This window comes from Pseudomonas monteilii (genome assembly GCA_001534745.1).
GTDB lineage: Bacteria > Pseudomonadota > Gammaproteobacteria > Pseudomonadales > Pseudomonadaceae > Aquipseudomonas > Aquipseudomonas alabamensis.
This window is the reverse complement of record CP013997.1, coordinates 4,520,005-4,545,980: the sequence shown is the minus strand read 5'-3', so window position 1 is coordinate 4,545,980 and position 25,976 is coordinate 4,520,005. Positions and strand designations below refer to the sequence as shown.

The window sequence follows — 25,976 nt, the reverse complement described above, 5'->3', positions numbered from 1 at the left end:
CGGGCTCGGTGAACTTCACCGCGCCAGACAACGTGTATGCCACTAATCCGCCTGTGACCAACAGCATTACGGCCACCAGCGGCGGCAACTACGAAAACCTGGCCACTGCCGGCACACCAAGCACCACCGTGACCGATGGCCCAGGTACCAGCACCACGACGACCGTAGCGCTGAGCGCGACGCCAACCGTGGCCGAAGGTGGTCAGATCGTCTATACCGCGACCTTGACCAATGCAGCTCAGACTCCGGTTAGCGTGACCTTGAGCAATGGCTCGGTCATTACGATTGCTGCAGGTCAGACCTCTGGTTCGGTGAACGTAGCTGCGCCTAGTGACGATCCATACATCGACGCCGGTTCGGTCAACGCGACCATTACCGGTGCCAGCGGCGGCAACTTCGAGAATCTGGCGGTCAACGGCACACCAGCAGTGACTGCTGTCACTGACACTATCGATACTTCGACGGTGACGCTGACTGCGACCCCATCGGTTACCGAAGGCGGCGTGATTACCTATACCGCTAGCGTGACTGCTCCGGTTACCGAGGCGCCGCTGGTCGTGACCCTGGCCAACGGCCAGACCATCACGATCCCGGTCGGCGCCAGCTCGGGCTCGGTGAACTTCACCGCCCCAGACAACGTGTACGCCACCAATCCGCCTGTGACCAACAGCATCACGGCCACCAGCGGCGGTAATTACGAAAACCTAGTCACTGCCGGTGCACCAAGCACCACCGTCACTGACGGCCCAGGTACCAGCACCACTACAACTGTTGCCCTGACTGCCACGCCAACCGTGGCTGAAGGCGGCCAGATCGTTTACACCGCAACGCTGACCAATGCTGCGCAGACGCCCGTTAGCGTGACCTTGAGCAATGGCTCGGTCATCACGATTGCGGCAGGTCAAACTGCAGGCAGCATCACGGTTGCAGCACCTGGTGATGATCCGTATATCGATGCGGGCTCTGTCAGCACGACTATCACTGGCGCTACCGGTGGCAACTTCGAGAATCTGGCAGTCAATGGCGCGCCAGCAGTAACTGCTGTCACCGACACCATCGACACTTCAACGGTAACCCTGACGGCCACACCATCGGTGACCGAAGGGGGTGTGATTACCTACACCGCCAGCGTTACTGCTCCGGTTACCGAGGCGCCGCTGGTCGTGACCTTGGCCAACGGCCAGACCATTACGATCCCAGTCGGCGCCAGCTCGGGCTCGGTGAACTTCACCGCCCCAGACAACGTGTACGCCACCAATCCGCCTGTGACCAACAGCATCACGGCCACCAGCGGCGGTAATTACGAAAACCTAGTCACTGCCGGTGCACCAAGCACCACCGTCACTGACGGCCCAGGTACCAGCACCACTACAACTGTTGCCCTGACTGCCACGCCAACCGTGGCCGAAGGCGGCCAGATCGTCTACACCGCCACCCTGACCAATGCGGCTCAGACGCCAGTTAGCGTAACCTTGAGCAATGGCTCGGTGATCACGATCGCCGCAGGTCAAACCGCAGGCAGCATCACGGTTGCAGCGCCTGGCGATGACCCGTACATCGATGCCGGTTCGGTCAACGCGACCATTACCGGTGCCACCGGCGGCAACTTCGAGAATCTGGCTGTCAGCGGCACACCAGCAGTGACTGCTGTCACTGATACTATCGATACTTCGACGGTGACGCTGACTGCGACCCCATCGGTTACCGAAGGCGGCGTAATTACCTATACCGCTAGCGTGACTGCACCCGTTACCGAAGCTCCACTGGTCGTGACCCTGGCCAATGGCCAAACCATCACGATCCCGGTCGGTGCAAGCTCAGGCTCGGTGAACTTCACCGCGCCAGACAACGTGTATGCCACCAATCCGCCTGTGACCAACAGCATCACGGCCACCAGCGGCGGCAATTACGAAAATCTGGTCAGCGCCGGTACGCCAAGCACTACCGTGACCGATGGCCCAGGCACCAACACCACGACGACCGTAGCGCTGAGCGCGACGCCGACCGTGGCCGAAGGTGGTCAGATCGTCTACACCGCGACTCTGACCAATGCGGCTCAGACTCCGGTTAGCGTGACCTTGAGCAATGGCTCGGTAATCACCATCGCGGCTGGCCAGACCGCAGGCAGCATCACGGTTGCAGCGCCTGGCGACGATCCATACATCGATGCTGGTTCGGTCAATGCGACCATTACCGGTGCCACCGGCGGCAACTTTGAGAACCTGGCGGTCAACGGCACACCAGCAGTGACTGCTGTCACTGACACTATCGATACTTCGACGGTGACGCTGACTGCGACCCCATCGGTTACCGAAGGCGGCGTAATTACCTATACCGCTAGCGTGACTGCTCCCGTCACCGAGGCTCCGCTAGTCGTGACCCTGGCCAACGGCCAGACCATCACGATCCCGGTCGGTGCAAGCTCGGGCTCGGTGAATTTCACCGCCCCCGACAACGTGTACGCCACCAATCCGGCTGTAACCAACAGCATCACTGACGTCAGTGGCGGTAACTACGAGAAGCTGGTCGCTGCGGGCACGCCAAGCACCACCGTCACCGATGGCCCAGGCACCAACGACACCACGACTGTAGCGCTGAGCGCGACGCCGACCGTGGCCGAAGGCGGCCAGATCGTTTACACCGCGACCCTGACCAACGCTGCTCAGACGCCAGTTAGCGTAACCTTGAGCAATGGCTCGGTCATTACCATTGCTGCAGGGCAGACTTCCGGCTCTGTGAACGTCGCTGCACCTAGCGACGATCCATACATCGATGCCGGCTCGGTCAATGCGACCATCACCGGTGCCACGGGTGGCAACTTCGAGAATCTGGCGATCAATGGCACGCCAGCAGTGACTGCTGTTACCGACACCATCGACACTTCGACGGTAACCCTGACGGCCACACCATCGGTGACCGAAGGCGGTGTGATCACCTACACCGCGAGCGTGACTGCACCCGTTACCGAAGCTCCGCTGGTCGTGACCCTGGCCAACGGCCAGACCATCACCATCCCGGTCGGGGCCAGCTCGGGCTCGGTGAACTTCACCGCGCCGGACAACGTGTACGCCACCAATCCGCCTGTGACTAACAGCATCACGACCACCAGCGGCGGCAACTACGAAAACCTGGTGACTGCCGGTACACCGAGCACCACCGTGACCGATGGCCCAGGTACCAGCACCACGACGACTGTAGCGCTGAGCGCGACGCCGACCGTGGCCGAGGGTGGCCAGATCGTTTACACGGCGACCCTGACCAACGCTGCACAGACGCCAGTTAGTGTGACTTTGAGCAACGGCTCGGTAATCACCATTGCCGCAGGTCAGACCGCGGGCAGCATTACGGTTGCAGCGCCTGGTGATGATCCATATATCGATGCGGGCTCTGTCAGCACAACTATCACCGGCGCCACCGGCGGCAACTTCGAGAACTTGGCTGTTAGCAGCACCCCAGCAGTGACTGCTGTCACCGACACTATCGATACTTCGACGTTGACGCTGACCGCGACCCCATCGGTGACCGAAGGCGGCGTGATTACCTACACCGCGAGCGTCACTGCGCCGGTAACTGAAGCTCCGCTGGTCGTGACCCTGGCCAACGGCCAGACCATCATGATCCCGGTCGGTGCAAGCTCGGGCTCGGTGAACTTCACCGCCCCCGACAACGTGTACGCCACCAATCCGGCTGTAACCAACAGCATCACTGACGTCAGTGGCGGTAACTACGAGAAGCTGGTCGCTGCGGGCACGCCAAGCACCACCGTCACCGATGGCCCAGGCACCAACGACACCACGACCGTTGCGCTGAGCGCGACGCCGACCGTGGCCGAAGGTGGTCAGATCGTCTATACCGCGACCCTGACCAATGCTGCGCAGACGCCAGTTAGCGTGACCTTGAGCAACGGCTCGGTAATCACCATCGCCGCAGGTCAGACCGCAGGCAGTATCACAGTTGCAGCCCCTGGTGATGACCCGTACATCGACGCCGGTTCGGTCAATGCGACTATCACCACTGCCACCGGCGGCAACTTTGAAAACCTGGCAATCAACGGCACGCCAGCAGTCACTGCCGTGACCGATACCATCGACATCAGCACCGTGACGCTGACGGCGACCCCATCGGTCACCGAAGGCGGTGTCATCACCTACACCGCCAGCATCACGGCACCTGTGACCGAATCGCCCCTGGTCGTAACGCTTGCCAATGGTCAGACCATCACCATTCCAGTCGGCTCAAGCTCGGCTTCGGTGGATTACACGGCTCCGAACAACGTCTACACCGATAATCCGGTCGTCACCACCAGCATCGTCGGCACGTCCGGCGGCAATTTCGAAAGCGTGGTGCCGGACAAAACACCTGTCAGCACGACGGTCAACGACACCGTCGACACGGTGACTGTTTCCATCGTCAGCAATGGCAATGTCACCGAAGATCAGCAGCCGGCCTTCACCGTACGTGTGAACCAGGCGCTGGATCGTGATCTTACCGTCACCCTAAGCAATGGCGACAAGGTCGTCATTGCAGCAGGCAAGACTGAGGCGACCTATCGCGTCGATGCCCAAGGCGACGACGTCTTCAAGGATGCCGGATCGGTGACTGTTGGCGTCCAGGATGCGGCAGTCGACGGACGCACCTTCGAAGACTTGCAGCTCAGCGGGCCTGCCACGGTGCAGATCGCCGATACCATCAGTGAAGTCGTGGCGACGCTGACGGCCGACAAGACTACCGTCACCGAAGGCGGCCAGGTCACTTACACCGTGACCCTGACCAACGCCCAAGGCCTGCCGGTCAGCGGCCACAACGGCCTGACCTTCACCTTGACCGATGGCACCGTGGTCAAGGTCTCGGCTGGCAGTACCACTGGTACTGCAACCATCGTGGCAAATGACGACGTGTACACCGGCGGTCAAGCGGACATCGTCAACAAGCTGGTTTCGGTCAGCGGCGGCGATAACTTCGAGAAGCTGACCCTGGGCGGCGAAACCCGCACCACGACTGTCACCGACGAGCCGGGTACCCCCGGCAATCCAGGCGGTACTGGCACTTCGAACGGCGGCGATCTGGTCACTGTCGGCATTACGGCTGACCAGCCAAGCGTTGCCGAGAATCAGCCGGCGACCTTTACCGTCACCCTCAACCGCACGCTGGAGCGTGACCTCAACGTCACCCTCAGCAACGGCGCTACCGTGACTGTCAAAGCCGGCGCGACTACGGCGACCTACACCCTGGCCGCACAAGGCGACGACGTCTTCAAAGACGGCGAAACCGTGAAGCTGGGCGTGCAGAGCGCTGTCGATGCTGGCGGCAAAGGCTTCGAGAACCTGCAACTGAGCACCACGCCGGCATCGCTGCAGATCACCGACACCACCAGCGAAGTCATTGCCACGCTGACGGCTGACAAGGCCACCGTTACCGAGGGCGGCCAAGTCACCTATACCGTGACCCTGACCAATGCCCAAGGCTTGCCGGTCGGTGGCCACAACGGCCTGACCTTCACCTTGACCGACGGCACCGTGGTCAAGGTACCTGCGGGCAGCACCACCGGCACCGCAACCATCGTGGTGAAAGACGACGCTTACGTCGGCGGCCAGGCTGACATCGTCAACAAGCTGACCTCGGTCAGCGGCGGTGACAACTTCGAGAAGCTGACCCTCGGTAACGAAACCCGTACCACGACCGTGACCGACGAGCCGGGTACTCCTGGTAACCCAGGCGGCAATAACGGTGGTGACCTGCTGACCGTTGGCATCACTGCCGACCAGACCAGCGTTGCCGAGAATCAGCCTGCAACCTTCACCGTTACGATCAACCGCACGCTGGAACGTGACCTGAACGTCACCCTCAGCAACGGCGACACTGTGACCGTCAAAGCGGGCGCGACCACTGCTACTTACACTCTGGCGGCTCAAGGCGACGATGTCTTCAAAGACGGCGAAACCGTCAACCTGGGTGTGCAGAGCGCAGTTGATGCCGGCGGCAAGGGCTTCGAGAACCTGCAACTGAGCACCACCCCGGCGACGCTGCAGATCACCGACACCACCAGCGAAGTCGTGGCGACGCTGACGGCCGACAAGACCACCGTCACCGAAGGCGGTCAGGTCACTTACACCGTGACCCTGACCAATGCTCAAGGTCTGCCAGTTGGCGGCCATACCGGCCTGACCTTCACCTTGACCGATGGCACCGTGGTCAAAGTCCCGGCAGGCAGCACCTCCGGCACCGCGACCATCGTGGTGAAAGACGACGCCTACGTCGGCGGTCAGGCTGACATCGTCAACAAGCTGACCTCGGTCAGCGGCGGTGACAACTTCGAGAAGCTGACCCTCGGTGATGAGACTCGCACCACGACCGTTACCGACGAGCCGGGCACCCCTGGTAACCCAGGTACTCCGGGCGGCAACAACGGTGGTGATCTGCTGACTGTTGGCATCACTGCCGACCAGTCGAGCGTTGCCGAGAATCAGCCTGCAACCTTCACCGTTACGATCAACCGCACGCTGGAACGTGACCTGAACGTCACCCTCAGCAACGGCGATACTGTGACCGTGAAAGCCGGTGCGACCACTGCTACCTACACCCTGGCTGCACAAGGCGACGACGTCTTCAAAGATGGCGAAACCGTGAAGCTGGGCGTGCAGAGTGCAGTCGATGCTGGCGGCAAAGGCTTCGAGAACCTGCAACTGAGCACCACTCCGGCATCGCTGCAGATCACCGACACCATTAACGAAGTCGTAGCCACACTGACGGCCGACAAGACCACCGTCACCGAAGGCGGTCAGATCACCTATACCGTGACCCTGATCAGCAAGGATGGCTTGCCAGTCACCGGCCATAAAGGCATGACCTTCACGCTGGAAGGTGGCGGCGTCGTCACCATCGAGGCTGGCAAGGCAAGTGGTAGCTACGTGCTGACCACGGCTGACGATGTCTATGTCGGTGGGCAGGGCACCATCGCCAAGTCCATCACTGGCATCACCGGCGGCAATGTCTTCGAGAAGCTGTCGACTTCCGGTTATGTGACTACCAATGTGACCGACGAGCCAGGTACCCCGGGCAACCCAGGGACCCCAGGCAGCACCAATAACGGTGATCTCGTGACTGTCGGCATTACTGCCGACCAGCCAAGCGTTGCCGAGAACCAGCCAGCGACCTTCACTGTCACCCTCAACCGTACGCTGGAACGTGACCTCAACGTCACCCTCAGCAACGGTGACACTGTGACCGTAAAAGCAGGTGCGACCACTGCTACCTACACCCTGGCAGCCCAAGGCGACGACGTCTTCAAAGACGGCGAAACCGTCAACCTGGGCGTGCAGAGCGCAGTCGATGCTGGCGGCAAAGGCTTCGAGAACCTGCAGCTGAGCAACACCCCGGCATCGCTGCAGATCACCGACACCACTAGCGAAGTCGTGGCGACGCTGACCGCTGACAAGGCCACCGTTACCGAAGGCGGCCAAGTCACCTACACCGTGACCCTGACCAACGCCCAAGGTCTGCCAGTGGCTGGTCATAATGGCCTGACCTTCACCCTGACCGATGGCACCGTGGTCAAGGTACCTGCGGGCAGCACCTCCGGCACCGCGACCATCGTGGCGAAGGACGACGTGTACACCGGTGGCCAGGCCGACATCGTCAACAAGCTGGTCTCGGTCAGCGGCGGTGACAACTTCGAGAAGCTGACCCTGGGTGGCGAAACCCGTACCACGACCGTCACCGACGAGACCGGCACCCCTGGCAATCCAGGCGGTACTAGTACTTCGAACGGCGGCGATCTGGTCACTGTCGGCATCACGGCCGACCAGACCAGCGTCAACGAGAACCAGCCAGCGACCTTCACCGTCACGATCAACCGTACACTGGAGCGTGACCTGAACGTCACCCTCAGCAACGGCGATACCGTGACCGTTAAAGCGGGTGCGACCACCGCGACTTACACCCTGGCTGCTCAAGGTGACGACGTCTTCAAAGACGGCGAAACCGTCAACCTGGGTGTGCAGAGCGCCGTCGATGCTGGCGGCAAAGACTTCGAGAACCTGCAACTGAGCACCACCCCGGCATCGCTGCAGATCAATGACACCACCAGCGAAGTCGTGGCCACACTGACGGCCGACAAGACCACAGTCACCGAAGGCGGCCAGGTCACCTACACCGTGACCCTGACCAACGCCCAAGGTCTGCCGGTCGGCGGCCACAATGGCCTGACCTTCACCCTGACCGACGGCACCGTGGTTAAAGTCCCAGCCGGCAGCACCACCGGCACCGCAACCATCGTCGTGAAAGACGACGCCTACGTCGGTGGCCAGGCTGACATCGTCAATAAGCTGACCTCGGTCAGCGGCGGTGACAACTTCGAGAAACTCACCCTCGGTGATGAAACTCGCACCACAACTGTGACCGACGAGCCAGGTACTCCTGGTAACCCAGGTACCCCAGGCGGCAACAACGGTGGTGACTTGCTGACTGTTGGCATCACTGCTGACCAGACCAGCGTCAACGAAAACCAGCCAGCGACCTTCACCGTCACGATCAACCGTACGTTGGAGCGTGATCTGAACGTCACCCTCAGCAACGGCGACACTGTGACCGTCAAAGCCGGCGCGACCACTGCTACCTACACCCTGGCAGCCCAAGGCGACGACGTCTTCAAAGACGGCGAAACCGTCAACCTGGGCGTGCAGAGCGCAGTCGATGCTGGCGGCAAAGGCTTCGAGAACCTGCAGCTGACCACCACCCCGGCATCGCTGCAGATCACTGATACCACCAGCGAAGTCATTGCCACGCTGACGGCTGACAAGACCACCGTCACCGAAGGCGGCCAAGTCACCTACACCGTGACCCTGACCAACGCCCAAGGTCTGCCGGTCAGTGGCCACAACGGCCTGACCTTCACCCTGACCGATGGCACCGTGGTCAAGGTACCTGCGGGTAGCACCTCCGGCACCGCGACCATCGTGGTGAAAGATGATGCCTACGTCGGCGGCCAGGCTGACATCGTCAACAAGCTGACCTCGGTCAGCGGCGGTGACAACTTCGAGAAGCTGACCCTGGGTGATGAAACTCGCACCACGACCGTGACCGACGAGCCGGGTACTCCTGGTAACCCAGGTACTCCAGGCGGCAACAACGGTGGTGACTTGCTGACCGTCGGCATTACCGTCGACCAGTCCAGCGTAGCCGAGAACCAGCCAGCGACCTTCACGGTCGCGATCAACCGCACACTGGAGCGTGACCTGAACGTCACCCTCAGCAACGGTGACACTGTGACCGTAAAAGCAGGTGCGACCACTGCTACCTACACCCTGGCAGCCCAAGGCGACGACGTCTTCAAAGACGGCGAAACCATCAACCTGGGCGTACAGAGCGCAGTCGATGCAGGCGGCAAAGGCTTCGAGAACCTGCAGCTGAGCACTACCCCGGCCACGCTGCAGATCACCGACACCACCAGTGAAGTCATAGCGACGCTGACCGCTGACAAGACCACCGTTAATGAAGGTGGCCAGGTCACCTACACCGTGACCCTGACCAACGCCCAAGGTCTGCCGGTCGGCGGCCATACCGGTCTAACCTTCACCTTGACCGACGGCACCGTGGTCAAAGTCCCAGCTGGCAACACCTCCGGTACAGCGACCATCGTCGTGAAAGACGACGCCTACGTCGGCGGCCAGGCTGACATTGTCAACAAGCTGACCTCGGTCAGCGGTGGCGATAACTTCGAGAAGCTGACCCTCGGTAACGAAACCCGTACCACGACCGTGACCGACGAGCCGGGTACTCCTGGTAACCCAGGTACTCCAGGCGGCAACAACGGTGGTGACCTGCTGACTGTCGGCATCATTGCCGATCAGACGAGTGTTGCCGAGAATCAGCCGGCTACCTTCACCGTCACCCTCAACCGCACGCTGGAGCGCGACCTCAACGTCACCCTCAGCAACGGCGATACCGTGACTGTGAAAGCGGGCGCGACCACGGCGACCTACACCCTGGCTGCACAAGGCGACGACGTCTTCAAAGATGGCGAAACCGTGAAACTGGGCGTGCAGGATGCAGTCGATGCCGGCGGCAAAGGCTTCGAGAACCTGCAACTGAGCACCACCCCGGCATCGCTGCAGATCACCGACACCACCAGCGAAGTCGTGGCCACGCTGACCGCTGACAAGACTACCGTCACCGAAGGCGGCCAAGTCACCTATACCGTGACCCTGACTAATGCCCAAGGCTTGCCGGTCAGTGGCCACAACGGCCTGACCTTCACCTTGACCGACGGCACCGTGGTCAAGGTACCTGCGGGCAGCACCACCGGCACCGCAACCATCGTCGTGAAAGACGACGCCTACGTTGGCGGCCAGACTGACATCGTCAACAAGCTGACCTCGGTCAGCGGCGGTGACAACTTCGAGAAGCTGACCCTGGGTGATGAAACTCGCACCACGACCGTGACCGACGAGCCGGGTACTCCTGGTAACCCAGGTACTCCAGGCGGCAACAACGGTGGTGACTTGCTGACCGTCGGCATTACCGCCGACCAGTCCAGCGTGGCCGAGAACCAGCCAGCGACCTTCACGGTCACGATCAACCGCACACTGGAGCGTGACCTGAACGTCACCCTCAGCAACGGTGACACTGTGACCGTAAAAGCAGGTGCGACCACTGCTACCTACACCCTGGCAGCCCAAGGCGACGACGTCTTCAAAGACGGCGAAACCATCAACCTGGGCGTGCAGAGCGCAGTCGATGCTGGCGGCAAGGACTTCGAAAACCTACAACTGAGCACCACCCCGGCATCGCTGCAGATCACCGACACCACCAGCGAAGTCGTGGCCACGCTGACCGCTGACAAGACTACCGTCACCGAAGGCGGCCAAGTCACCTATACCGTGACCCTGACTAATGCCCAAGGCTTGCCGGTCAGTGGCCACAACGGCCTGACCTTCACCTTGACCGACGGCACCGTGGTCAAGGTACCTGCGGGCAGCACCACCGGCACCGCAACCATCGTCGTGAAAGACGACGCCTACGTTGGCGGCCAGACTGACATCGTCAACAAGCTGACCTCGGTCAGCGGCGGTGACAACTTCGAGAAGCTGACCCTGGGTGATGAAACTCGCACCACAACCGTGACCGACGAACCGGGTACTCCTGGCAACCCAGGTACCCCAGGCGGCAATAACGGTGGTGACCTGCTGACCGTCGGCATTACTGCCGACCAGTCCAGCGTTGCTGAGAACCAGCCAGCGACCTTCACGGTCACGATCAACCGCACGCTGGAGCGTGACCTGAACGTCACCCTCAGCAACGGCGATACCGTGACCGTCAAAGCGGGCGCGACCACGGCGACCTACACCCTGGCTGCTCAAGGCGACGACGTCTTTAAAGATGGCGAAACCGTGAAACTGGGCGTGCAGGATGCAGTCGATGCCGGCGGCAAGGGCTTCGAAAATCTGCAAATCGACGCTACCCCAGCCACGCTGCAGATTACCGACACCATCAATGAAGTCGTGGCCACGCTGACCGCTGATAAGACTACGGTCAACGAAGGCGGTCAGATCACCTACACCGTAACGCTGATCAGCAAAGACGGTCTGCCAGTTACCGGTCACAAAGGCATGACTTTCACCCTGGAAGGTGGCGGCGTCGTCACCATCGAGGCTGGCAAGGCAAGCGGTAGCTACGTGCTGACCACGGCCGACGACGTCTATGTCGGTGGGCAGGGCACCATTGCCAAGTCCATCACTGGTATCACCGGTGGCAATGTCTTCGAGAAGCTGTCGACTTCTGGCTATGTCACGACCGATGTGACCGATGAGCCGGGCACCCCAGGCAATCCAGGGACTCCAGGCAGCACCAATAACGGTGACCTCGTGACTGTCGGCATTACTGCCGACCAGCCAAGCGTTGCCGAGAACCAGCCTGCAACCTTCACCGTCACGATTAACCGCACGCTGGAGCGTGACCTCAACGTCACACTCAGCAACGGCGATACCGTGACCGTCAAAGCGGGTGCGACCACTGCTACCTACACACTGGCAGCACAAGGTGACGACGTCTTCAAAGACGGCGAAACCGTGAAGCTGGGCGTACAGAGCGCGGTCGATGCGGGCGGCAAAGGCTTCGAGAACCTGCAGCTGAGCACGACTCCAGCAACGTTGCAGATCACCGACACCATCAACGAAGTCGTCGCGACACTGACGGCCGACAAGACCACGGTCACTGAAGGCGGTCAGATCACCTACACCGTGACCCTGATCAGCAAGGATGGCCTGCCAGTCACCGGTCACAAAGGTATGACCTTCACACTGGAAGGCGGCGGTGTCGTCACCATCGAGGCTGGCAAGGCGAGCGGCACTTACGTACTGACCACGGCCGACGACGTCTACGTCGGTGGTCAAGCAAGCATCATCAAGTCGATCACCGGCATTACCGGTGGCAACGTCTTCGAGAAGCTGTCGACCTCGGGCAGCACGTGCACCACGGTCACCGATGAGGCTGGCACGCCAGGCAATCCGGGCGGTACCGGTACGCCAAACGGGGGTGACCTCGTCACTGTGGGTATCACGGCGGACCAGACCAGCGTCAACGAGAACCAGCCGGCGACCTTCACTGTCACCCTCAACCGTACGCTGGAGCGTGACCTCAACGTCACCCTCAGCAACGGCGACACCGTGACCGTCAAAGCGGGCGCGACCACTGCTACCTACACCCTGGCTGCTCAAGGCGACGACGTCTTCAAAGACGGTGAAACCGTGAAGCTTGGCGTGCAGAGCGCAGTCGATGCCGGCAACAAAGGCTTCGAGAACCTGCAACTGAGCACTACGCCAGCCACGCTGCAGATCACCGACACCACCAGCGAAGTCGTAGCCACACTGACGGCCGATAAGACCACCGTCACCGAAGGCGGCCAGGTCACTTACACAGTGACCCTGACCAACGCCCAAGGTCTGCCAGTTGGCGGTCATACCGGCCTGACCTTCACCTTGACCGATGGCACTGTGGTCAAAGTGCCTGCGGGTAGTACCTCTGGCACCGCGACCATCGTGGTGAAAGATGATGCCTACGTCGGCGGCCAGGCTGACATCGTCAACAAGCTGACCTCGGTCAGCGGCGGTGACAACTTCGAGAAGCTCACCCTCGGTGATGAGACTCGCACCACGACCGTGACCGACGAGCCGGGTACCCCTGGCAACCCAGGTACTCCGGGCGGCAACAACGGTGGTGACCTGCTGACCGTCGGCATTACTGCCGACCAGTCCAGCGTTGCTGAGAATCAGCCCGCAACCTTCACCGTCACGATCAACCGTACGCTGGAGCGTGACCTGAACGTCACCCTCAGCAACGGCGATACCGTGACCGTTAAAGCGGGTGCGACCACCGCGACTTACACCCTGGCTGCTCAAGGTGACGACGTCTTCAAAGACGGCGAAACCGTCAACCTGGGTGTGCAGAGCGCCGTCGATGCTGGCGGCAAAGACTTCGAGAACCTGCAACTGAGCACCACCCCGGCATCGCTGCAGATCAATGACACCACCAGCGAAGTCGTGGCCACGCTGACGGCCGACAAGACCACAGTCACCGAAGGCGGCCAGGTCACCTACACCGTGACCCTGACCAACGCCCAAGGTCTGCCGGTCGGCGGCCACAATGGCCTGACCTTCACCCTGACCGACGGCACCGTGGTTAAAGTCCCAGCCGGCAGCACCACCGGCACCGCAACCATCGTCGTGAAAGACGACGCCTACGTCGGTGGCCAGGCTGACATCGTCAACAAGCTGACCTCGGTCAGCGGCGGTGACAACTTCGAGAAACTCACCCTCGGTGATGAAACTCGCACCACAACTGTGACCGACGAGCCAGGTACTCCTGGTAACCCAGGTACCCCAGGCGGCAACAACGGTGGTGATCTGCTGACCGTCGGCATTACTGCCGACCAGACCAGCGTTGCCGAGAATCAGCCTGCAACCTTCACTGTCACGATCAACCGCACCCTGGAGCGTGACCTGAACGTCACCCTCAGCAACGGCGATACCGTGACCGTGAAAGCGGGCGCGACCACGGCGACCTATACCCTGGCTGCACAAGGCGACGACGTCTTCAAAGACGGCGAAACCATCAACCTGGGCGTACAGAGCGCAGTCGATGCAGGCGGCAAAGGCTTCGAGAACCTGCAGCTGAGCACTACCCCGGCCACGCTGCAGATCACCGACACCACCAGTGAAGTCATAGCGACGCTGACCGCTGACAAGACCACCGTTAATGAAGGTGGCCAGGTCACCTACACCGTGACCCTGACCAACGCCCAAGGTCTGCCGGTCGGCGGCCATACCGGTCTAACCTTCACCTTGACCGACGGCACCGTGGTCAAAGTCCCAGCTGGCAACACCTCCGGTACAGCGACCATCGTCGTGAAAGACGACGCCTACGTCGGCGGCCAGGCTGACATTGTCAACAAGCTGACCTCGGTCAGCGGCGGTGACAACTTCGAGAAACTCACCCTCGGTGATGAAACTCGCACCACGACTGTGACCGACGAGCCGGGTACTCCTGGTAACCCAGGTACTCCAGGCGGCAACAACGGTGGTGATCTGCTGACCGTCGGCATCACTGCCGACCAGACCAGCGTTGCCGAGAATCAGCCTGCAACCTTCACTGTCACGATCAACCGCACCCTGGAGCGTGACCTGAACGTCACCCTCAGCAACGGCGACACCGTGACCGTGAAAGCAGGCGCGACCACCGCGACTTACACCCTGGCTGCTCAAGGTGACGACGTCTTCAAAGACGGCGAAACCGTGAAGCTGGGCGTGCAGGATGCAGTCGATGCCGGCGGCAAGGGCTTCGAGAACCTGCAACTGAGCACCACTCCGGCATCGCTGCAGATCACTGATACCACCAGCGAAGTCATTGCCACGCTGACGGCCGACAAGACCACCGTTACCGAAGGCGGCCAAGTCACCTATACCGTGACCCTGACCAATGCCCAAGGCTTGCCGGTCGGTGGCCACAACAGCCTGACCTTCACCCTGACCGATGGCACCGTGGTCAAGGTACCTGCGGGTAGCACCTCCGGCACCGCGACTATCGTGGTGAAAGACGACGCCTACGTCGGCGGCCAGGCTGACATCGTCAACAAGCTGACCTCGGTCAGCGGCGGCGACAACTTCGAGAAGCTGACCCTGGGCGGCGAAACCCGCACCACGAGTGTCACCGACGAGCCGGGTACTCCTGGTAACCCAGGTACCCCAGGCGGCAACAACGGTGGTGACCTGCTGACCGTTGGCATTACTGCCGACCAGTCCAGCGTTGCCGAGAACCAGCCAGCGACCTTCACGGTCGCGATCAACCGCACACTGGAGCGTGACCTGAACGTCACCCTCAGCAACGGTGACACTGTGACCGTAAAAGCAGGTGCGACCACTGCTACCTACACCCTGGCAGCCCAAGGCGACGACGTCTTCAAAGACGGCGAAACCGTCAACCTGGGTGTGCAGAGCGCCGTCGATGCTGGCGGCAAAGACTTCGAGAACCTGCAACTGAGCACCACCCCGGCATCGCTGCAGATCAATGACACCACCAGCGAAGTCGTGGCCACGCTGACGGCCGACAAGACCACAGTCACCGAAGGCGGCCAGGTCACCTACACCGTGACCCTGACCAACGCCCAAGGTCTGCCGGTCGGCGGCCACAATGGCCTGACCTTCACCCTGACCGACGGCACCGTGGTCAAGGTCCCGGCTGGTAGCACCTCCGGCACCGCAACCATCGCGGTGAAAGATGATGCCTACGTCGGCGGCCAGGCTGACATCGTCAACAAGCTGGCCTCGGTCAGCGGTGGCGACAACTTCGAGAAACTCACCCTCGGCGACGAAACTCGCACCACGACTGTCACTGACGAACCGGGCACCCCTGGCAACCCAGGCGGTACTGGCACTTCGAACGGTGGTGACTTGGTCGCTGTCGGCATCACGGCCGATCAGCCAAGCGTTGCCGAGAACCAGCCTGCAACCTTCACCGTCACGATCAACCGTACGCTGGAACGTGACCTCAACGTCACCCTCAGCAACGGTGACACTGTGACCGTAAAAGCAGGTGCGACCACTGCTACCTACACCCTGGCCGCTCAAGGCGACGACGTCTTCAAAGACGGCGAAACCGTGAAGCTGGGCGTACAGAGCGCGGTCGATGCGGGCGGCAAAGGCTTCGAGAACCTGCAGCTGAGCACCACTCCAGCAACGCTGCAGATCACCGATACGATCAACGAAGTCGTGGCGACACTGACGGCGGACAAGACCACCGTCACTGAAGGCGGTCAGATCACCTACACCGTGACGCTGATCAGCAAGGACGGTCTGCCGGTTACCGGTCACAAAGGCATGACCTTCACCCTGGAAGGCGGCGGTGTCGTCACCATCGAGGCTGGCAAGGCAAGCGGCAGCTACGTGCTGACCACAGCCGACGACGTCTACGTCGGCGGTCAGGCAAGCATCATCAAGTCGATCACCGGCATCACCGGTGGCAACGTCTTCGAGAAGCTGTCGACCTCGGGCAGCACGTGCACCACGGTCACCGATGAGGCTGGCACGCCAGGCAATCCGGGCGGTACCGGTACGCCAAACGGTGGCGATCTCGTCACTGTGGGTATCACCGCAGACCAGACCAGCGTCAACGAGAACCAGCCGGCGACCTTCACTGTCACCCTCAACCGTACGCTGGAGCGTGACCTCAACGTCACCCTCAGCAACGGCGACACCGTGACCGTCAAAGCGGGCGCGACTACGGCCACCTACACCCTGGCTGCCCAAGGCGACGACGTCTTCAAAGACGGCGAAACCGTGAAGCTGGGCGTGCAGAGCGCGGTCGACGCTGGCGGCAAAGGTTTCGAGAACCTGCAGCTGAGCACCACTCCAGCAACGCTGCAGATCACCGACACCATCAACGAAGTCGTCGCGACACTGACGGCCGACAAGACCACGGTCACTGAAGGCGGTCAGATCACCTATACCGTGACCCTGATCAGCAAGGATGGCTTGCCAGTCACCGGCCATAAAGGCATGACCTTCACGCTGGAAGGTGGCGGCGTCGTCACCATCGAGGCTGGCAAGGCAAGTGGTAGCTACGTGCTGACCACGGCTGACGATGTCTATGTCGGTGGGCAGGGCACCATCGCCAAATCCATCACTGGCATCACCGGTGGCAATGTCTTCGAGAAGCTGTCGACTTCTGGCTATGTCACCACCGATGTGACTGACGAAACAGGCACGCCTGGCAACCCAGGCGGTACTGGCACTTCGAACGGCGGCGATCTGGTCACTGTCGGCATCACCGCCGACCAGGCCAGCGTCAACGAAAACCAGCCGGCGACCTTCACTGTCACCCTCAACCGTGCGCTGGAGCGTGACCTGAACGTCACGCTGACCAATGGTGGCGTGGTCACCGTGAAAGCAGGCGCAACCACGGCTACCTACACCTTGGCAGCCCAAGGCGACGACGTCTTCAAAGACGGCGAAACCGTGAAGCTGGGCGTGCAGAGCGCAGTTGATACGGGCGGCAAAGGCTTCGAGAACCTGCAACTGAGCACCACCCCGGCATCGCTGCAGATCACCGACACCACCAGCGAAGTCATTGCCACGCTGACGGCTGACAAGACCACCGTCACCGAAGGCGGTCAGGTCGCTTACACCGTGACCTTGACCAACGCCCAAGGTCTGCCGGTCAGTGGCCACAACGGCCTGACCTTCACCCTGACCGACGGCACCGTGGTCAAGGTACCTGCGGGCAGCACCACTGGCACCGCGACCATCGTGGCGAAGGACGACGTATACACCGGCGGCCAAGCCGACATCGTCAACAAGCTGGTCTCGGTCAGCGGCGGTGACAACTTCGAGAAGCTGACTCTGGGCGGCGAAACCCGCACCACAACCATCACCGACGAGACGGGCACCCCTGGCAACCCAGGCGGTACTGGCACTTCGAACGGCGGCGATCTGGTCACTGTCGGCATCACCGCAGACCAGACCAGCGTCAACGAGAACCAGCCAGCGACCTTCACCGTCACGATCAACCGTACGCTGGAGCGTGATCTCAACGTCACCCTCAGCAACGGCGATACCGTGACCGTGAAAGCAGGCGCGACCACGGCGACCTACACCCTGGCCGCTCAAGGTGACGACGTCTTCAAAGACGGCGAAACCGTGAAGCTGGGCGTGCAGAGCGCGGTCGATGCGGGCGGCAAAGGCTTCGAGAACCTGCAACTGAGCACTACCCCAGCAACGCTGCAGATTACCGATACGATCAACGAAGTCGTGGCGACACTGACGGCCGACAAGACCACCGTCACCGAAGGCGGTCAGATCACCTACACCGTGACCCTGATCAGCAAGGACGGTCTGCCGGTCACTGGCCACAAAGGCATGACCTTCACGCTGGAAGGCGGTGGTGTCGTCACCATCGAAGCTGGCAAGGCGAGCGGCACTTACGTACTGACCACGGCCGACGACGTCTACGTCGGTGGTCAGGCAAGCATCATCAAGTCGATCACCGGCATTACCGGTGGCAACGTCTTCGAGAAGCTGTCGACCTCGGGCAGCACGTGCACCACGGTCACCGATGAGGCTGGTACGCCAGGCAACCCGGGCAGTACCGGTACACCAAACAGTGGCGACCTCGTTGCCGTGGGCATCACGGCCGATCAGCCGTCGGTGACCGAAGACAAGGCCGCGACCTTCACGGTCACGATCAACCGCGCGCTCGAGCGTGATCTGAACGTCACCTTGACCAATGGCAGTGTCGTCACCGTCAAGGCCGGCGCCACGACAGCCACCTACACCCTGGCGGCTCAAGGCGATGACGTCTTCAAGGACGGTCAGACTGTTCAGCTGGGCGTGAAGTCCGCTGTCGATGCCGGTGGCAAAGGCTTCGAAAACCTGCAGATCGATGCCACCCAGGCATCCCTGCAGATTCTCGACACCACCAACGAGGTCGTGGCGACCTTGACGGCTGACAAGACGACCGTCACCGAAGGCGGTCAGGTCACCTACACCGTGACCCTCAGCAACGCCCAAGGGCTGCCGGTGACAGGCCATGGTGGATTGACCTTCACCCTCAGCGACGGCAGCAAGGTCGTGATCGCCAACGGTAACGCCAGCGGTAGCGTCGTCGTGACTGCCAAGGACGACGTGTACACCGGTGGCCAAGCCGACATCGTCAACAAGCTGGTTTCGGTCAGCGGCGGCGACAACTTCGAGAAGCTGACCCTGGGCGGCGAAACCCGCACCACGACCGTCACCGACGAGACGGGCACCCCTGGCAACCCAGGCGGTACCGGTACCTCGAACGGCGGCGATCTGGTCACCGTGGGCATCACTGCCGACCAGACCAGCGTCAACGAGAACCAGCCAGCGACCTTCACCGTCACCCTCAACCGCACGCTGGAGCGTGACCTCAACGTCACACTCAGCAACGGCGCTACCGTGACTGTGAAAGCGGGTGCGACCACGGCGACCTACACCCTGGCCGCACAAGGCGACGACGTCTTCAAAGACGGCGAAACCGTGAAGCTGGGCGTGCAGAGCGCAGTCGATGCCGGCAACAAAGGCTTCGAAAACCTGCAACTGAGCACCACACCAGCCACGCTGCAGATCACCGATACCACCAGCGAAGTCGTGGCGACGCTGACGGCCGACAAGACCACCGTCACCGAAGGCGGTCAGGTCACTTACACCGTGACCCTGACCAACGCCCAAGGTCTGCCGGTCAGTGGCCACAACGGCCTGACCTTCACCCTGACCGACGGCACCGTGGTCAAGGTACCTGCGGGCAGCACCACTGGCACCGCGACCATCGTGGCGAAGGACGACGTATACACCGGCGGTCAAGCCGACATCGTCAACAAGCTGGTTTCGGTCAGCGGCGGCGACAACTTCGAGAAGCTGACCCTGGGCGGTGAAACCCGCACCACGACCGTCACCGACGAGACGGGCACCCCTGGCAACCCAGGCGGTACCGGTACCTCGAACGGCGGCGATCTGGTCACCGTGGGCATCACTGCCGACCAGACCAGCGTCAACGAGAACCAGCCGGCGACCTTCACCGTCACCCTCAACCGCACGCTGGAGCGTGACCTGAACGTCACGCTGACCAATGGTGGCGTGGTCACCGTGAAAGCAGGCGCAACCACGGCTACCTACACCTTGGCAGCCCAAGGCGACGACGTCTTCAAAGATGGCGAAACCGTGAAGCTGGGCGTGCAGAGTGCAGTCGATGCTGGCGGCAAGGGCTTCGAGAACCTGCAACTGAGCACTACGCCAGCCACGCTGCAGATCACCGACACCACCAGCGAAGTCGTGGCAACGCTGACGGCCGACAAGACCACCGTCACCGAAGGCGGCCAAGTCACCTACACCGTGACCCTGACAAACGCCCAAGGTCTGCCGGTCAGTGGCCACAACGGCCTGACCTTCACCCTGACCGACGGCACCGTGGTCAAGGTACCTGCGGGCAGCACCACTGGCACCGCGACTATCGTGGCGAAGGACGACGTATACACCGGCGGTCAAGCCGACATCGTCAACAAGCTGGTTTCGGTCAGCGGCGGCGACAACTTCGAGAAGCTGACCCTGGGCGGCGAAACCCGCACCACGACCGTCACCGATGAGACTGGCACCCCTGGCAACCCAGGCGGTACTGGCACTTCGAACGGCGGCGATCTGGTCACTGTCGGCATCACCGCCGACCAGACCAGCGTCAACGAGAACCAGCCGGCGACCTTCACCGTCGCCCTCAACCGCACGCTGGAGCGTGACCTCAACGTCACCCTCAGCAACGGTGCCACTGTGACCGTCAAAGCCGGCGCAACCACGGCTACCTACACCCTGGCGGCTCAAGGCGACGACGTCTTCAAAGATGGCGAAACCGTGAAGCTGGGCGTGCAGAGCGCAGTCGATGCCGGCAACAAAGGCTTCGAGAACCTGCAACTGAGCACCACGCCAGCCACGCTGCAGATCACCGACACCACCAGCGAAGTCGTGGCGACACTGACCGCTGACAAGACCACCGTCACCGAAGGCGGTCAGGTCACCTACACCGTGACCCTGACCAACGCCCAAGGTCTGCCGGTCAGTGGCCACAACGGCCTGACCTTCACCCTGACCGACGGCACCGTGGTCAAGATCCCGGCTGGCAGCACCTCCGGCACCGCGACCATCGTGGCGAAGGACGACGTATACACCGGCGGCCAGGCCGACATCGTCAACAAGCTGGTCTCGGTCAGCGGCGGTGACAACTTCGAGAAGTTGACCCTGGGCGGCGAAACCCGCACCACGACCGTCACCGACGAGCCAGGCTCGGGTACGACTGGCTCCAACAACCAGGGCGACAAGGTGCTGGTCACCATCACCAGCAATGGCGATGTGGACGAGTCGCAGGCGCCAGCCTTCACCGTCAAGGTCAATCAGATACTGGATCGCGACCTCACCGTGACCCTGACCAATGGCGCCAGTGTCGTCATCGCGGCCGGCCAGACCCAGGCCCAGTACAAGGCGCCTATCCAGGGTGATGACGTCTTCAAGGACGCCGGATCGCTGACCGTTGGCATCAAGGACGCTGCGGTCACGGGCAAGGCCTTCGAGAACCTGCAGCTGGGCGATGCGGCCACCGTGCAGATCAGCGATACGGTCAGCGAAGTGATCGCAACCCTGACTGTCGACAAGACATCGGTCATCGAGGGCAACACGTTCAACTACACCGTCACCTTGACCAATGCTCAAGGATTGCCAGTCAGCGGTCACAATGGCTTGACCTTCACCCTGTCCGACGGCACTAAGGTGTTCCTGGCCGCAGGCAGCGCCACGGGTACCACTCAAGTCACTGCGCCAGACGACGTCTTCATCGGCGGCCATGCCACCATCGTCAACAAACTGGTGACCGTAGCCGGCGGCGACATCTTCGAAAAACTGACGATGAGCCAGGACGAAGTCTTCACCTCGGTGAAGGACGAGCCAGGCAGCGGCACGACGGGCTCCACCAACCAGGGCGACAAGGTCTCGGTGACCATCGTCAGCAATGGCGACGTCAACGAAACCGAGCAGCCGTCGTTCACCATCAAGGTCAGCCAGAAGCTCGACCAAGCGCTCACCGTGACGCTGAGCAACGGTGCGCAGGTCGTCATCGACGCGGGCCAGACCCAGGCGATCTACAAGGCGCCGATCCAGGGCGAGGACGTGTTCAAGGATGCAGGCTCGCTGACCCTGAGCGTCAAGGACGCTGCCGTGGTCGGCAAGTCGTTCGAGAACCTCGATATCAACAGCAGCGCCACCGTGCAGATCAGCGACACGATCAACGAGGTCGTGGCGACCCTGACGGCGGACAAGACCACCGTCACCGAAGGCGGCCAGGTCACCTACACGGTGACCCTGACCAATGCCCAGGGCCTGCCTGTCGGTGGCCACAGTGGCCTGACCTTCACTCTCACCGACGGCACCCTGCTCAAGGTCGCCGCCGGCAGCACCACGGGCACCGTGACCATCGTCGCCAAGGACGATGCCTACGTGGGTGGTCAGGCGGACATCGTCAACAAGCTGGCCTCGGTCAGCGGCGGCGAGGTCTTCGAGAAGCTGACCCTGGGTGGAGAAACCCGCACCACCACCGTCACCGACGAGCCGGCCGGGCAGGGCGACCTGACCAGCCTGACCCTCAGCGGCGATGCCTCGGTGATCGAAGGCGGAACGGCGCACTACACGCTGAACCTGACCAACCCCTCGAAGAGCGAAGTCACGGTCACGCTGACCTACAGCGGCACTGCGACCAACGGCCAGGACTACACCGGCGTCACCACCGTGAAGATCCCGGCCAACGCCAGCAGCGTGGGCTTCGACATCAAGACCATCGATGATCAGTTGGTCGAAGGTGCGGAGAACTTCGTCGTCAAGGTCACCAGCGCGACCGGGGGTGGCTTCGAGAACCTGGCGATCGACGCCAGCAAGTCCAGCATCACCACGACGATCATCGACAACGACAACGCCCCGGTGTCCACCGGCGGCGCAGTTACCGGCGTCGAAGACACCGACTACGTCTTCACCTGGGACAACTTCAAGGTCACGGACGCCGACGGCAACACCGGTCTGAGCGTGAGCATCAGCAAACTGCCGGACCTGGGCGCGTTGAAGTTCTTCAACGGCACGGCCTGGGTGGACGTCACGCTGAACCAGACGGTCAGCCAGGCGGACATCGGCAAGGGCTACCTGAAGTTCGTGCCGCTGGCCAACCAGTCGGGCGTCGATGGTTATGGTGGTTCGGGTGTCGGCAACAAGCAGGCCGACTACGCGCAGGTCAAGTTCAAACCGTTCGACGGCACCAACGTCGGCACCGAAGCGACGATGAAGATCGACATCGCACCGGTGGCGGACAAGCCGACGCTGAGCATCGCCAGCAACAACGTCAATTCTCTGGGTCTGACCAAGGAGTCCTGGACTACCCTCAAGGGCCTTGGGAACGACGGCAACGGCATCACGGGTGAAGCGCTCAAGACGGTGTTCGCCAACTCTGGCAGCGCCAACCGCAGCGAGACCACCACGAACGTGCAGTCCGACAGCAGCGTGACGGCCCAGACCGGCTCCAAGACCTCGGGCCTGCTGTACCTGGAAGCCGGCAAGGTCTACACCTTCAGTGGCGTAGCCGACGACAGCTTGTACGTCACCATCGGCGGCAAAGGCGTGGTCAATGCGACCTGGGGCGGCGGTGGCAGCATTTCGGGCAGCTTCACCCCGACCACCAGCGGCTACTACCCGATCGAGGTGTACCATGCCAACCAGTCGGGTCCGGGCAGCTATGACCTGAACATCAAGGTCGGCAGCGGCGCGGTCACGGACCTGAGCAGTACCAACATCCCGATGTACCAGAGCCTGAGCGACATGGCCGGTGCCGGGCTGACGCCATCGGATGTGCATACCAACGCCAGCGGCCAGACCTACTATGACGGCTACAAGCTCAATGAAGGGCCGGAGAACGGCAGCGTCAAACTGGTCGGTATCGGTACTGCGCTGACCGATACCGATGGTTCCGAGAGCCTGAGCGTCAAGCTCAGCGGCATTCCGGCAGGTGCCGTGCTCAGCGACAACGCAGGCCACAGCGTCACGGTCGGCTCGGCTGCCGTGGACGTCACGGGCTGGAACCTGTCGAACCTGGCCATCAAGCCACCGGCGTACTACTCCGGTCAGTTCGACGTGAAGGTGACGTCGATGTCCTCGGAGAACGTCGGCGGCAGCACGGCCATCAACGAGGGGACCTTGAAGGTGACGGTCTATGCCGACACCTACACGGCCACCAACCTGACCACGGGCAACGATACGTATAACGCCGGTACTGGCAGTGACATCGTCGTGGCAGACGTTTCAGGCCTGCGGGTGATAGCTGGCAAGAGCTATAACCTCGCTTTCATCGTCGACACGTCGGGCAGCATGGGTCAGACGGGCGTGGACGCCGCCAAGAAGTCGTTGGAAACGGTGTTCATGAAACTGGCGGAAAGCGTGAAGGGCTCCATGTCTGGAACGGTGAACGTCCTGCTGGTGGATTTCGCTACCCAGGTCAAGAGCACCGTCTCGGTGACGCTCAATGATGCGGGCCTGGCGACGCTGAAAAATGCGCTGTCTACCATGGCATCGGATGGCTTGACCAACTATGAAGATGCTTTCAAGACGACTGCCAACTGGTTCCAGAACCTCAAGAATGCCGGTAGCACAGGCACTAATCAGACCTACTTCATAACCGACGGGCAACCGACGGCCTATCAGACCGGTGAAGACAGCAACCCGACCCTGACTTCGTCCGGTATCACCTTGGACACCTACCTGAGCACCTACGGGTATCAGCCAGGCGGATCCATCGCCGGACGCTATTTCGACAATGGCAACACCTATGTCAGTGTCAACAACGGCGTGTTGACAGTAGATGTCAAGCAGTACTGGCTGTTTAGCTCGTACATGAAGACCGTCTTGAAAGGCGAGCTTCATGCTGAAGGCAATGGCGGTTTCGAGCTATCAAGCACTGCAGGAACAGGCAGCCCATCGGATAGCGCGACGGTCAACTCGCAAGGCAGCTTCAAACTGCTCTCTGATTTGTCCAACGTCGAAGCCATTGGCCTGAACAGCGATATCAATGCCAATGACCTGAAGCCGTATGATTCGGACCAAACGCCGCAGACCAACATCGACCCGAGTCAGCTGGCCGATGCCATCCTCAGCCATACCGAGCCGACCACACCAGGCAACGATACGGTCAACGGGGGTGACGGCAACGACATCCTGTTCGGTGACCTGGTGACTTTCAACGGCGTGACCGGCACGGGTGTCGAGGCACTGCAAGGGTACGTGGCCGGCAAGCTGGGCGTCGATGCCAGCGGTGTGGATGCGCGACTGATGCACAAGTACGTCTCCGAGCACTACAACGAGTTCGACGTCTCGCGCACCAACGATGGGGGCGACCTCCTCAACGGTGGCAATGGCAACGACATCCTGTTCGGCCAGGGCGGTGACGACAAGCTGTACGGCGGCAAGGGCAACGACATCCTGCTCGGCGGCAACGGCAATGACTTGCTGGACGGTGGCGAAGGCGACGACCTCCTCATCGGCGGCAAGGGCAACGACACCCTGACCGGCGGCACGGGTGCCGATACCTTCATCTGGAGGGCAGGTGACACGGGCAATGACGTGATCAAGGACTTCAAGGCCAGTGAAGGCGACCGTATCGATCTGCGTGATCTGTTGCAGGGCGAGAAGGCCAGCACCATCGACAACTTCCTGAAGATCAGCACGGTCGACGGCAGCTCGACCTTGCAGGTCAGCAGCGAGGGCAAGCTCAACGCAGCGGGTGGCCTGGCCAACGCCGATGTGTCGATCAAGCTCGAAGGTGTCAACTGGTCGACTTCCAGCATCAACTCGTTGATCAGCGGTGCCGACCCGACCATCAAGATCGACAACTCCAACAACTGA

At 61.6% G+C, this 25,976-nt stretch carries 1 protein-coding gene (running past one end of the window); it reads left to right on the top strand.

Features of this window, described 5'->3' with window-relative positions; all coding sequences use genetic code 11:
* On the top strand, nucleotides 1-25,976 hold the 3' portion of the coding sequence (locus APT63_19380; GenBank protein ID AMA47625.1) for a hypothetical protein. 7,636 nt of this gene lie to the left of the window's left edge; only the last 25,976 of its 33,612 coding nucleotides appear in the window; its start codon lies beyond the left edge, outside the window; it ends in the stop codon at nucleotides 25,974-25,976.